The organism is Pedobacter psychrophilus (assembly GCF_001652725.1).
Lineage (GTDB): Bacteria > Bacteroidota > Bacteroidia > Sphingobacteriales > Sphingobacteriaceae > Pseudopedobacter > Pseudopedobacter psychrophilus.
This window is the reverse complement of the sequence record NZ_LWHJ01000022.1, coordinates 535134-548743: the sequence shown is the minus strand read 5'-3', so window position 1 is coordinate 548743 and position 13610 is coordinate 535134. Positions and strand designations below refer to the sequence as shown.

At 32.0% G+C, this 13610-nt stretch carries 9 protein-coding genes; 7 read left to right on the top strand and 2 right to left on the bottom strand.

The window, feature by feature from the left end; translation table 11 throughout:
• Positions 1-17: 17 nt before the first annotated feature.
• Positions 18-791, bottom strand: coding sequence for a queuosine precursor transporter (locus tag A5893_RS07205; RefSeq protein WP_068821866.1), 774 nt, complete (start codon positions 789-791; stop codon positions 18-20).
• Between the two features lie 120 nt (positions 792-911).
• Here A5893_RS07205 and A5893_RS07200 point away from each other — a divergent pair, with 120 nt between their 5' ends.
• The 5 genes from A5893_RS07200 (at position 912) to msrB (ending at position 9390) form a co-directional block, all read left to right on the top strand.
• Positions 912-2057: a methionine aminotransferase gene (locus tag A5893_RS07200; protein WP_068821865.1), complete on the top strand. Its 1146-nt coding sequence runs from the start codon at positions 912-914 to the stop codon at positions 2055-2057.
• Between the two features lie 20 nt (positions 2058-2077).
• The gene (locus tag A5893_RS07195) at positions 2078-2854 is read left to right on the top strand and encodes an amidohydrolase (RefSeq protein WP_068821864.1); all 777 of its coding nucleotides are present in this window, start codon (positions 2078-2080) and stop codon (positions 2852-2854) included.
• Between the two features lie 211 nt (positions 2855-3065).
• On the top strand, positions 3066-5537 hold the full coding sequence (locus A5893_RS07190) for a penicillin-binding protein 1A (RefSeq protein ID WP_068821863.1): 2472 nt from the start codon (positions 3066-3068) through the stop codon (positions 5535-5537).
• Between the two features lie 89 nt (positions 5538-5626).
• On the top strand, positions 5627-8800 hold the full coding sequence (locus A5893_RS07185) for a basic secretory protein-like protein (protein ID WP_068821862.1): 3174 nt from the start codon (positions 5627-5629) through the stop codon (positions 8798-8800).
• 80 nt (positions 8801-8880) lie between these two features.
• A complete protein-coding gene (gene msrB, locus A5893_RS07180) occupies positions 8881-9390 on the top strand; it encodes a peptide-methionine (R)-S-oxide reductase MsrB (RefSeq protein WP_082911363.1) in 510 nt (169 codons plus the stop codon).
• A 77-nt stretch (positions 9391-9467) separates the two neighbouring features.
• On the opposite strand, the gene efp is transcribed toward msrB, so the two are convergent.
• Positions 9468-10028 (bottom strand): elongation factor P, encoded by a 561-nt coding sequence (gene efp, locus A5893_RS07175; protein ID WP_068821861.1) that lies wholly within the window; start codon positions 10026-10028, stop codon positions 9468-9470.
• Between the two features lie 152 nt (positions 10029-10180).
• Here efp and A5893_RS07170 point away from each other — a divergent pair, with 152 nt between their 5' ends.
• Positions 10181-12022, top strand: coding sequence for a transketolase (locus tag A5893_RS07170; protein ID WP_068821860.1), 1842 nt, complete (start codon positions 10181-10183; stop codon positions 12020-12022).
• A gap of 140 nt (positions 12023-12162) precedes the next feature.
• Positions 12163-13608 (top strand): MBOAT family O-acyltransferase, encoded by a 1446-nt coding sequence (locus A5893_RS07165; protein WP_068821859.1) that lies wholly within the window; start codon positions 12163-12165, stop codon positions 13606-13608.
• The last annotated feature ends 2 nt before the right edge of the window (positions 13609-13610 follow it).

The following is a 13610-nucleotide window of genomic DNA, read 5'->3' as shown; positions in this document are numbered from 1 at the left end:
TTTTAATTAGAAAAAATCTATTTTTCATTAGCAGCATTTTCCATCAACTGATGTGATAAATCTTTACCCAAATACCTATCAATTACCCCGTGAACCAGATAAAGTATAGGTGTCATTAACAGCGCAACAATAAATTTATAGGTGTAATTTACCAAACCAATAGCGGCAACCATTTGCCAACTCCAATGGTATTGTGGGTTTAAATAAAAAGCTATAAAAATCACCACAAAGCTATCTATCAATTGAGATACAAGCGTAGAACCTGTCGCTCGTAACCACAATTTATTCTCACCAGTTATTTTTTTTATGTTATGAAAAATGCTAACATCGGCTATTTGCCCAATTAAAAAAGCAGTTATTGAACCTGCAATAATCCACATTCCCTGACCAAAAATCCCACTAAAAGCATTATTCATATTTATGTTTGAGCCATTGATAGTTTGGTTAACCCAAAAATCTGCACCAACCAAATTCATGGATGCAAAAACAACGATAAATGCAAAAGCAATTAAAATGGCAGCTAAATAGGATAAAAATTTAACACCTTTAGCTCCATAATATTCATTGATGATATCTGTCATGATAAATACAATTGGCCAAGTAACAACCCCTGCAGACATATTAAAAGAAAGTCCTTTTACTCCAAATAGGTCAAGGTTAAATTTTGCAAAACCCAAAGATTTCTCGACAGAAAAAATTTTTACGCCTATAAATTCAGCTAAAATAGCATTGGCAATTAAAAAGGTACCCAGTATTAAAAAAAGCTTACTTTCTTTGGATTGATGGTTCATGAAAAATGATTTGACAAATTTCTATTACGTTAAAATAAAATTACAATTGTTTTAATAAATAGTTTCACAATACTTAAAAATTAAAGTTATTTTGAAAAAATAAAACAATCAAAAATTAAAGTGATCCATTTATCTTCAAAGCTCCCACAAGTTACTAATTCTATTTTTTCAGAAATGACGGCTCTTGCAGTTAAGCATAATGCCATTAATCTTTCGCAAGGTTTCCCTGATTTTGATATCGATTCAGAACTTATCAAAATGGTAAATAAGGAAATGAAAGATGGGCATAATCAATATGCTCCTATGCCTGGAATTTTGGGCTTAAGACATACCATTTCAAAATTTATAGAAAATAATTATCAGTCTTATTACTCACCAGAAGACGAGATAACCATTACTGCAGGAGGAACACAAGCAATTTATACCGCTATTGCCACTATTATTAAACCTAATGATGAAGCTATTATTTTTGAACCTGCTTACGATTGTTACGCCCCAACTGTAAAAGCTTTTGGTGGTTTGGTTAAGGCTTTTGAAATGCAACCTCCCCTTTTTGATATTGATTGGGATATGGTTAAAAAGTTAGTTACTGTAAATACTAAATTGATAATCATCAATTCTCCACAAAATCCAACAGGCAGATTATTAAAGCAAGAAGATATAGATCAATTAAAAATTATTACAAAAAATACAGATATATTTATAATCAGCGATGAAGTTTATGGACAAATTGTATTTGATAATCAGGAACATTTAAGTTTATCAAAATTTCCTGAACTTAAAGAACGCACATTTATCACTGCAAGTTTTGGAAAGATGTTGCATTGCACCGGATGGAAAATTGGATATTGTTTAGCGCCACAATACCTGATGAAAGAGTTTAGAAAAATCCATCAGTTCTTAGTTTTTAGTGTAAACACTCCAATTCAACATGCAATTGATAGTTATTTAAATAAGAATAATCTTGATTTAAGGCTTTCAGAATTTTATCAAAATAAAAGAGATCTTTTCAGAACCTTATTAAAGCAAACAAAGTTTACTTTGCTGCCATGTAAAGGCTCTTATTTTCAAAATGTGAGCTATCAAAATATAAGCGATGAAAAAGACGTTGAATTAGCTACAAGATTGGTCAAGGATTTTAAGGTTGCTTGTATCCCAAATTCTAGTTTTTATACCAAAAATAACGATTATAAAACCCTAAGGTTTTGTTTTGCCAAGAAAGATGAAACCTTAGAAAAGGCTGTTGATAATTTAATAAATGTTTAAATCTACATCAAAATTAATTTATGAATCCATTAAAAATCACTCTAGTTCAGGCTTATTTATTTTGGGAAAATATTGATAAAAACCTTCAAAATTTAGGATTAAAACTAGGCAGTATTAGAGAGAAAACAGATTTAATTATTTTGCCTGAAATGTTCAACACCGGTTTTAGCATGAATGCTGAAAATTTAGCGGAAGAAATGGATGGCAAAACTATAAAATGGATGCAAGAAAAGGCTTACAGATATGAGGCGGTTGTTGTTGGTTCATTAATCATAAAAGAAAATGAAAAATATTTCAATAGATTAATTTGGATGAGACCTGATGGCACTTTTGAGAAATACGATAAAAAGCACCTTTTTGGAATGGCAAAAGAGAATGAAGTCTTTACAGCTGGCAATGAAAGGTTAATTGTAGATTTAAATGGATGGAAAATTATGCCTGTAATATGTTATGATTTACGTTTTCCGGTTTGGTTAAGAAACACTGAAGATTATTATGATCTTTTATTAGTTATTGCAAATTGGCCAGAAAAACGCAGCCATCATTGGCAAACTTTAATACCAGCCAGAGCTATCGAAAATCAATCTTATATTATAGCTTTAAATAGAGTGGGACATGATGGAAACGAAATTTATTATAGTGGCGATACCACTTGCTTAAGTCCTCAAGGAAAAGTTATCTATTATAAAAAGGATGATGAAGACCTTTATACATTTACAATACAACACGATGAGGTTGAAAAAACCAGAAATGAAATGCCATTTTTAAAAGACGCCGATAGATTTAAAATTATGTGATAAAATAACTGTATAACACATTGTTAAAATTTGTTAAAATTTTATTTCCAAACCCTTATACAACAAAATAAAAGCTCAAAATCATCTGCTCAACCATCATTATCCAATTTATATTAAACACTTTTAAAAAACTAAGATTACATTTGTTTACCTCTTATAGTTATCAATACTAATTAACCGATTATAGCGTATCATAATCATTCAAAAATATATGTTTAGAGAAATACCCAATAAGTTTTTAAGATATTTCACCATTTTTGTTTACTTGATAATCGTCTTTATTTGTGCTGTAGAACTAAATTTTTTGGGATTATTTGGTTACTCACCATCAAAAAAAGACATTAAATTACCAACCTTAAATGTATCTTCAGAAGTTTACACAGCAGATAGTGTCTTAATTGGTAAATATTACACCGAAAATCGTACTCCAGTCAATTTTAATGAAATAGATAGTAATGTAATTAATGCTTTGGTTGCCACCGAGGATGTTAGATTTTACAAACATAGTGGGGTAGATTTTTTCTCATTAGTATCCGGAATTATTTCTACAGCAACTGGCGATAAAAGAGGTGGAAGTACTATTACACAGCAATTAGCAAAAAATTTATACAGTACTCGGTTAAAAAAATCTCAAGGCTTATTAAGAAAAGTACCTTTGGTAAGAACCTTAGTTTCTAAATTTAAAGAGTGGTTAACTGCCTTCAAATTAGAGTCTAACTATAAAAAAAATGATATTATCACGATGTATCTAAACACGGTACCTTTTGGAAATAACTCATACGGTATTAATACAGCAGCAAAACATTATTTTAATAAACCTGTCTCAAATATTGATGTTGATGAAGCGGCAATGTTAGTGGGAATGTTGAAAGCAACTTCTACTTACAACCCGATAAAAAATCCTGAAAATGCTGTAAAAAGAAGAAATGTTGTGCTTGCGCAGATGAATAAATATAAATTTCTGTCAGACAATCAATATCAAACTGCAGTTAAAAAACCTTTAAAATTAGATTTAGGAAAAGATACAGGTAAAAACGAAGGCGATTCTTACCTAAGATCTGCTGTTGCAAAATGGTTAGAAAAATGGTGTAAAGACAATGACTATAATCTTTATGAGGATGGATTAAAAATTTATACAACCATAGATTCAAAATTGCAAAAATATGCAGAAGAAGCAGTTCATGAACAGATGAGGACACTTCAAAAACGTTTTGATAATGTTTGGGGAAATGAGGAACCTTGGCGAGATTCTGAAGATAACATCATTCCGAATTTTATTGAAAACAGTATAGAACGCTTACCCTGGTTTTATGATTTTAAGAGAAAATATGCCAACAATCCAGATTCTATTGATATCATTTTAAATAAGAAAAAGCCAATGACTGTTTTTTCCTGGGATGGAGACAAAGAGGTTCAGTTTTCTACCATAGATTCAATTGAATATTATGCTAAAATATTGAACACAGGTATGATGACATTAGACCCATTTTCTGGAAAAATAAAAGTTTGGGTTGGTGGTGTTGATCATACTTATTTTAAATATGATCATGTGATACAATCTAAAAGACAAGCTGGTTCTACATTTAAACCTTTTGCCTATTTAGCTGCTTTAGAAAGCGGGATGAGTCCTTGTGATAAGTTTACAGATAAACCAGTCAGCATCAGTTATAAAGTAGGAAACAAAACAGAAACATGGGAGCCAAAAAATTCTGACTGGAATTTTAGTTATAGAGAAATGTCTTTAAGATGGGCAATGGCAAAATCAGTAAATTCTATTACTGCACAAGTAACAGAAAAAGTTGGTTGGGATAAAGTAGTAGAATTTGCGCATAAATGTGGTATCGAAAGTAAGTTACAATCCGTACCGTCTGTAAGTTTAGGTCCTAATGATGTTTCAGTTTATGAAATGGTGAGAGCTTACGGAACTTTTTTAAATAAGGGGAACAAAGTTGATCCTATTTTGGTGGAGCGAATTACAGATCAGGATAATAATTTGATCGAAGATTTTAAAGCTAAACAAACGCCAGTATTAAGTAAAGAAATTGCTTGGTTAATGCTTTATATGTTTAGAGGAGGTATGGAAGAACCTGGGGGAACTTCACAAGCTTTATGGGAATGGGATTTATGGAAAAAGAATAATCAAATTGGGGGTAAAACCGGTACTTCATCGGATTATGTTGATGGCTGGTATATGGGAATTACAAAAGATTTAGTAACAGGAGTTTGGGTAGGTGCCGATGATAGAAGTGTACATTTTAAAACTTCTCAAACAGGGGAAGGCTCTAGAACAGCTTTGCCAATCTTTGCGAAATTTATGGAAAAAGTTTATAAAGATCCATCTACTGGCATTACGCAAGGTCCTTTCCCAAAACCTGAGGTTGAAATAACACGTACTTATAATTGTGTATCTCCACGTATTGTAGTTGATACTTTTTCCGTTGATAGTGTTTTTTCTGATTCCTTAAATATAGAAAATCCAGAAGTAGACCTACAAGAAAACCAAAATGATGAAAACAGGGTTATTAAAGAAAATGGAAATCTAAAAAAAGAGCAAATCAAACCAAATAACTCAACTCCTAATAAAGAAGAGAGAAAACAAACACAACCGTTAAAAGAACCATTAACCAAACAAGAAGAAAGAAAACTAAAACGAGAGCAAAGAAAAAATACAAATGATAAGTAACTGATTATCTTTTTAATGTAAACGTTTTTTTGGTACAAATTTTAACGCTTACTTTTCTCGTTTATAAATTGTATTTCAAAATTTAAAATATGAAAGATATTATCCGCTTTTTTAATGCTAACAAATCTATTGGATTTTTAACGGCGTTAATTATTTTATGTTCCTTAGGCGCCCAAGCCCAATATTTTGGACAAAATAAGGTAAGGTATAAGAATTTGAAGTTTAAGGTTTATGAAACCCCTCACTTTAATCTTTATTATTATACAGAGAATGATAGTTTAATTAAAAATTTCGCTAAAGAAAGTGAGGCTTGGTATGCATTGCATCAACAAATATTTAGGGATACTTTTAAAAAACCAAATCCAATTATTCTTTACGGAAACTCACCAGAGTTTCAACAGACTACAGCCATTGGTGGCGAGATTGGAGTAGGAACTGGTGGTGTTACAGAAGGCTTAAAAAACAGGGTTGTAATGCCTTTTCAAGAAATAAACGCACAAACTCGTCACGTTTTAGGTCATGAATTGGTTCATGCATTTCAATATCATTCTTTAATTGAAGGAGATTCTACCCAATTAGAAAATTTAGGTAATCTGCCGCTTTGGATGATTGAAGGTATGGCAGAATACCTTTCTTTGGGAAAAGTTGATGCAAATACTGCAATGTGGATGAGGGACGCAGTTCTAAATAAGGATATACCAACTTTAGAAGACTTAACTACAAATAGCAAGTATTTTCCTTATCGTTATGGACAGGCTTTTTGGTCTTTCATAGGATCAACTTATGGCGATACAACTATTTTTCCATTTTTTAAATCGACCGCTAAATATGGTTACCAAGCAGCAATAAGACGAACTTTTGGTTATGATGAGAAAACACTTTCTGGATTATGGAAAAGCTCAATTGAGAATGCTTATAATCCTTATTTAAAAGACACCACTCAAACACCTATCGGCATTAAGATAGTGGACGAGACCAATGGAGGTAACATGAATGTAGCTCCCGCAATAAGCCCAGATGGCAATTATTTGGTTTATCTATCTGAACGGGATTTATTTTCAATAGATTTATACTTAGCAGATGCCGGTACAGGCAAAACCATCAGAAAACTTACCTCAAAGATAAAAAACGGACATATAGAAGAATTTAATTTTATTGAGTCTGCCGGAGCTTGGTCTCCAGATAGTAAAAGATTTGCAACCAGTGTTTTTTCTGAAGGTAGAAACAAATTGATTGTTGTAAATATAGATAACGGACGCACCGTTTTAGAAAAAGGCATGGGCGATGTTGAACAGTTTGGGAACTTAAGCTGGTCGCCTGACGGAGAAAATATTGCTTTTTCAGGGTTAAAAAATGGGCAAAGCGATGTGTTTTCTTATAACATGACTTCAGAAGAAGTAACTCAACTTACGAATGACAAATATTCTGAATATCAACCTTCGTATTCTGCAGACGGTACCAAACTAGTTTTCTCTACAGATAGATTTAGTGTGGAAAGTGATAACATTGCCGCTCAAATTCCAATGGGAATGGCAATTATGGATTTAAAAAATAAATCTGTTAAACAAATAAATGTATTTAATGGGGCAAATAATTTTAATCCACTTTTTGCAGAAAACGATTCTAAAATTTATTTTTTATCTAACAGAGACGGTTTTAGAAATCTTTACAAATACACTATCGCAGGTGGTAAAGTAGAACAGTTAACAGATTACTTTACTGGTATTAGTGGTATCACAGAAAATTCACCAGCATTAAGTATCTCAAATAAAAACGATATAGTTTATTCTTATTACAGAGCTCAAAAATATACTTTGTATAATGCTAAAAGCACTGATTTTAAGGGAAAAGTTATTGACCCAGGATACGTAAATTTAGCTGCCGCAACATTGCCACCTCCAAATTCTGTTGGTGTAAATATCATTAATAAAAACTTAGAGAATTTTCAAGTTTATAATGATTTGCCAGCAGATTCTGTAAAGTCAATTCCGTTTAAATCTAAATTTAAATTAGATTATATAGCAAATACTGGGGCTGGAGTATCTACTAGTCGTTTTGGAACCGGCCTTGCCGGAGGTGTACAGGCTATTTTTAGTGATATTTTAAGTAGAGATCAAATTTTTGCTGCTGCTAATGTAAATGGAGAAATTTACGATTTTGGTGCTCAGGTAGCTTATGTCAATCAACAAAGCAGATGGAATTGGGGTGGCGCATTATCCCATGTTCCTTATCAATTTGGTACTTATGGTATTCAACAAGAGAACTTACCAATTTCCGGAGGTGGAACCACCCCAACATTTAATCAGTTTTATGATATAATCAGGGTATTTGAAGAGTCTGCACAAGGTTTTACATCTTATCCTTTTTCTAGAATTACCAGAGCAGAGTTTGGAGCAGGTGTTTCTAGCTATTCTTATAGAGTAGATAGATATAGTACCTATTATCAAGATTTAGGCGGCGGTTTTGTTGGAAATCCAATTTATCAGGATAGAAATAAAATAAGCTTAGCAGAATATAACCAAAACAATGGCTTTGGGTATCAGCTTACTCCTTACACTATTTTTCAGTTAAATACAGCTTTGGTTGGCGATAATTCTTTTCAAGGTGTGGCATCACCCTTAGATGGTTTTAGATATAGAATTGGGATAGAGCAAAACTTCGGAACATTTACTTATACAGCACCAACAATAGATTTACGTAAATATGTTAGGACAAAACCAGTAACATTTGCAGGGAGATTATATGGTTATGGCCGAATAGGTGATACTAATAACCAACAATTATATCCACTTTTTATAGGATATCCATATTTAATTAGAGGTTATGAAGCTAACAGTTTTTATAAAAATGGAACTTCAGGAAATTCATCAAATGGTTTTGATATTAACCAATTAGTGGGTGATAGAATTGCAGTTGCAAATTTTGAAGTAAGATTACCATTTACAGGTCCAGAAAAATTATCTGTAGTTACTTCTAAATTCTTGTTTTCAGAACTAAACTTGTTTTTTGACGCTGGTTTAGCCTGGAGTAAAGGAGACGTTGTAAAAGTAGACCAGAAAGGTCCAGATCAAATTGGTACTTCTGGCCCAACTAATCTGCCAGTTTACGCTTCTAATGTAAAAGTTCCTGCCTTAAGTGCAGGTATATCTGCAAGGGTTAATGTATTTGGCTATTTTGTATTAGAACCTTATTTGGCTTTTCCATTTAACAGAAAGGATATAAGCAAACCAGTCTTCGGTTTAGCCTTTGCGCCAGGTTGGTAATTTCTTAACATAATTTAACAGATAAAAAACATCGTGAATTTATAAGACATCGTATGTTATATTAAACAAGAAAAATCATCATGAAAAAGAATATTTTATTCGCTATAATAATTGCAGCTACCTCTTTAACCGCTTGTGGACAAAACAAAGCTAAAGAAACTTCAGGAACAGAAAATGTAGATGCAAAAAAAGGGAAATTCCCTATTACAAAAACAGATGCAGAATGGAGATCTTCACTTTCTCCTGCAGCTTATGAAATCATGGTTAAAGAAGGTACCGAACCACCTTTTAAGAATGAGTTTTACAACAATCATAAAAAAGGAATTTATGTAAGTGCCGCTACCGGCGAACCTCTTTTTAGTTCTGAAGATAAATTTGATTCTGGTACTGGTTGGCCTAGTTTTACAAAACCGCTAAATGATAAAGCAGTTATTTGGGCTAAAGATACATCATTCGGTATGACTAGAGATGAAGTTGTTGATGCCAAAACAGGATTACATTTAGGTCATGTTTTTAATGATGGGCCAGCACCAACAGGCTTAAGATATTGTATTAATTCTGCAGCTTTAAAATTTATCCCATCAAAATAAATTTTTAATAATTTTGTTTTAATAAAAACGCTTTCAAGAATATCTCGAAAGCCGTTTTTATTAGATTCATTTTGTATTTATTTTACTCTTTCAATATACGCACCAGTAGCAGTATCAACTTTTACTTTATCACCTTGGTTAACAAATAAAGGCACTTTAATTTCAATTCCTGTTTCTACAGTTGCATTCTTGAAAGCATTAGTAGAAGTGTCACCTTTAACAGCAGGTTCGGTATAAACAATTTCTAATTCAACATTATTTGGAGCTTTTGCTATAATAGGCTCATCGCTTTCCATAGCAATCAAAACATTCATCCCTTCTTTTAAAAATCTCGCAGAGTTGCCAAATAACTCTTTAGGCACATTAAACTGCTCAAAAGAAATATTATCCATCACAACAAAAAAGTCTCCATCATCATATAAATATTGGTAGTCTTTTGTTTCTACCCTTGCTATATCAACCTCTTCATCAGTACGCATACGCAATTCTATAATTCTTCCAGATTTGATGCTACGCATTTTACCTGTATAAAAAGCTCCACCTTTTCCAGGTGTACGATGTATCAATTCATCAATAGTTACCAACTCTCCGTTAAAACGAATAATATTACCTGTTTTTAAATCTCCTGCCTTTGCCATAATTGTATTTATTTCGGACTGCAAAAATAGATATAAAACTGTATCATGCAAATGGTTTATTTTTTAGCTAACCAACTAATCATTCAATTTTTAAACCTTTATTATATATCTGTTAATAAAATCTAATGGCATATTTGTTGATTTAATTAGATATGAAAAACATAGAATTATTAAAAGAAAAAGCAAAATTAGTACGCAAATGGTGCATGGTTTCTACCACTGAAGCTAACTCAGGTCACCCAACCTCATGTCTATCAATAGCAGATATTACTACAGTTTTATTTGATAAGTATTTTACATTCGATTTAGCAGCCCCATTAAAGAAATACAACGATAGATTTGTTTTATCAAAAGGTCACGCTGCACCTTTACTTTATACCTTGTTTGGAATCGCAGGTGCTTATCCTCTAGAAAATTTAAAAACATTAAGAAAATTTGGAAGTCAATTTGAAGGGCATCCCGTTCCGAAATTTAAATATACTGAAGCTGCCACTGGATCTTTAGGCCAAGGTTTATCTGTTGGAGCTGGGTTGGCTTTAGTAGGAAAACGAGAAAAACTTCCTTTTAAAACTTATGTGGTTCTAGGTGATGGAGAGTTAGCAGAAGGTCAGGTTTGGGAGGCGGCAAATTTTGCATCTTATCATAAATTAGATAATTTGATTGCAATTTTAGATATTAATCGTTTAGCGCAAAGCGGAGAGACAATGTTCGGTCATCATTTAAATGAATACTCTGATAGATTTAAAGCCTTTGGGTTTGAAGTTATTGAAATAGATGGTCATAATTTAGAAGAAATAGATAAGGCATTAGAAAAAGCGCATAGAAATACAAATGGTAAGCCAGTTGCCATAATTGCAGAGACTATAAAGGGTAAGGGTATTTCTTTTTTAGAGGATAAAGCAGGTTGGCATGGAAAGCCTTTAAACTCTGAAGAACTGAAATCTGCTTTACAAGAATTAGGTGATATTGATGACAGCTTACGTTTTGAATTGCAAATGACTGAAAAAACTGAGTTAACAGACAACCCTCAGCAACAATCTTTTTCTAAATTAAAATTTGATAAAAATAAAGAATATGCCACAAGAGAAATTTTCGGACAGGTTTTTACAGAATTAGGTAAATCAAATTTTAACTTGTACGGTTTAGATGCCGATGTTAAAAATTCTACATATACCTTAGATTTTTTAAAAGCTTATCCAGAAAGATTTGTTGAATGCTTTATAGCAGAGCAAAATATGGTTTCTGTAGCCGTAGGTTTATCAAGGTTAGGCAAAATACCTTTTGTAGCAACCTTTGCCGCTTTCTTTACAAGAGCAGCTGACCAAATTAGAATGGCAAGAGTATCTGAAGCAAACATAAAATTTATAGGTTCACATGTGGGTGTTTCTATTGGCGAGGATGGACCTTCACAAATGGGTTTAGAGGATATTGCTTTTTTTGGTGCAGAACCCGATGTAATTATCCTGCAACCAAGTGATGCAGTATCTACAGATAAGCTTGTTCCTTTAATGGTTAACCATCAAGGGATTAGTTATATGAGAACATTACGTCCTAAAACTCCTATATTATATGGAGAAGACGAAACCTTTAAAATTGGTGGTTCTAAAATTGTTCAACAATCTAAGAATGATAATCTAACCATTGCAGCAACAGGAATTACGGTTATTGAAGCATTAAAAGCTGCAGAAGAATTAAAAAAAGATGATATAAAAGTTAGAATTGTTGATTGTTATTCTATTAATCCTATTGATGCCGAAACCCTAATAAAATGTGCTTCAGAAACTGATAAATCTATTATCATTACTGTAGAAGATCATTATGCACATGGTGGTTTTGGAGATTTCGTTGCTTCTGCATTAGCAAATGAAAAAATTGAAATAATTAAAATGGCAGTGACAAAAATATCATCTTCAGGAGAAAAAACTCAATTATTAAATGCCGCAGAGATTGATGCAAAGCATATCATTAAAAAAGTGAAGGAAATTTTAAAATAATTATAGCAATCATAAATAGTTAAAAATCTTGCTACGGCGAGATTTTTTTGTTTATTTTAATAAGCAGATAAAAAATTTGCTTTAAATCTTTATTTAATATATTTGAATCAAATCTCGTTCAAAGACATTTAAAAAAGGATATGCTTTTTAATTCATTTCATTTTCTATTCTTTTTTATTATTGTTACCTCACTTTATTTTGCAATTCCATACAGTAAAAGATGGATATTATTACTTGCAAGTAGCTGTTATTTTTATATGGCATTTGTGCCTATCTATATTTTAATCTTAGGTTTTACCATTGTCATAGATTATATAGCTGGTATTTATATAGAAAATTCTAAGGGAAAAAGGAGAAAGCTTTTTTTGGTGATTAGTTTAATTGCAAATATTGGAGTCTTGGCAATATTTAAATATTTCAATTTCTTAAATGATAATTTTTCTTTCTTAATGAAAGGATTTGGTTTGCAAGATCCAATACCCTATTTATCAATTCTATTACCTGTTGGATTATCGTTTCACACTTTTCAAGCTATGAGTTATACGATAGAAGTTTATCGTGGAAATCAAAAAGCAGAAAGGCATTTTGGAATTTATTCCCTTTATGTAATGTTTTACCCGCAATTAGTTGCAGGACCAATTGAGAGACCACAAAATTTGCTACACCAATTTAGAGAAAAATTTGATTTTGATTATGATAGGGTATCAAGCGGTTTAAGATTAATGATTTGGGGCCTTTTTAAGAAAGTGGTCATCGCCGATAGGCTAGCTATTTTAGTAGATACAGTCTATAATAACCCACAAAGCCATAAAGATTCAAGCTTAATTATAGCAACTGTATTTTTTGCCTTTCAAATATTTTGTGATTTTTCCGGATATTCTGATATGGCCATAGGGGCTGCAAGAGTTATGGGTTTTAAATTAATGACCAATTTTAGAAGTCCTTATCAATCTAAAAGTGTGCAGGAGTTTTGGACAAGATGGCATATTTCTCTGTCTACTTGGTTTAAAGATTATTTATATATTCCTCTAGGTGGTAATAGAGTAGCTATCCCAAGGTGGTACTTAAATATTTTTATTGTCTTTTTGGTGAGCGGATTATGGCATGGCGCAAGCTGGACATTTGTAATTTGGGGCGCTTTACATGGCATTTATATTATTTTCGGTACTATCACTTCAAAGTTTCGTAGCAAATGGAGCAAAAAAATGTACCTAGATAAGATTACTTTTTTACCTACAGTTATTACTTTCATTTTCGTAGCATTTGCATGGATATTTTTTAGAGCAGATAATTTCCCCATTGCTTTATACGTAATCACTCACTTTTGGAGTGGCTTTCAAGAAATCTATTTTAATCTTATCCATAGCTTACCTGTATTTGAATATTTAGGGATTTCAAAGTTTTTCGCTTTGGGCTTAATCATCTTTTTAGAAACAATTAATTATTTTAAAGACAAATATGATATCTCCCTTTGGTTTACATCAAAACCTTTGATATTTAGATGGACTACATATTTTATAGTTGCACTAACCATAATGGTTTGCGGAGTTTTTGATAACAGACAATTTATTTATTTCCAATTTTAAAG

Coding starts and splice junctions, on each gene's coding strand:
- A5893_RS07195 (WP_068821864.1), top strand. CDS start 2,078: ATGAATCCATTAAAAATCACTCTAGTTCAGGCTTATTTATTTTGGGAA.
- A5893_RS07165 (WP_068821859.1), top strand. CDS start 12,163: ATGCTTTTTAATTCATTTCATTTTCTATTCTTTTTTATTATTGTTACC.
- A5893_RS07185 (WP_068821862.1), top strand. CDS start 5,627: ATGAAAGATATTATCCGCTTTTTTAATGCTAACAAATCTATTGGATTT.
- A5893_RS07205 (WP_068821866.1), bottom strand. CDS start 791: ATGAACCATCAATCCAAAGAAAGTAAGCTTTTTTTAATACTGGGTACC.
- A5893_RS07170 (WP_068821860.1), top strand. CDS start 10,181: ATGAAAAACATAGAATTATTAAAAGAAAAAGCAAAATTAGTACGCAAA.
- msrB (WP_082911363.1), top strand. CDS start 8,881: ATGAAAAAGAATATTTTATTCGCTATAATAATTGCAGCTACCTCTTTA.
- efp (WP_068821861.1), bottom strand. CDS start 10,028: ATGGCAAAGGCAGGAGATTTAAAAACAGGTAATATTATTCGTTTTAAC.
- A5893_RS07190 (WP_068821863.1), top strand. CDS start 3,066: ATGTTTAGAGAAATACCCAATAAGTTTTTAAGATATTTCACCATTTTT.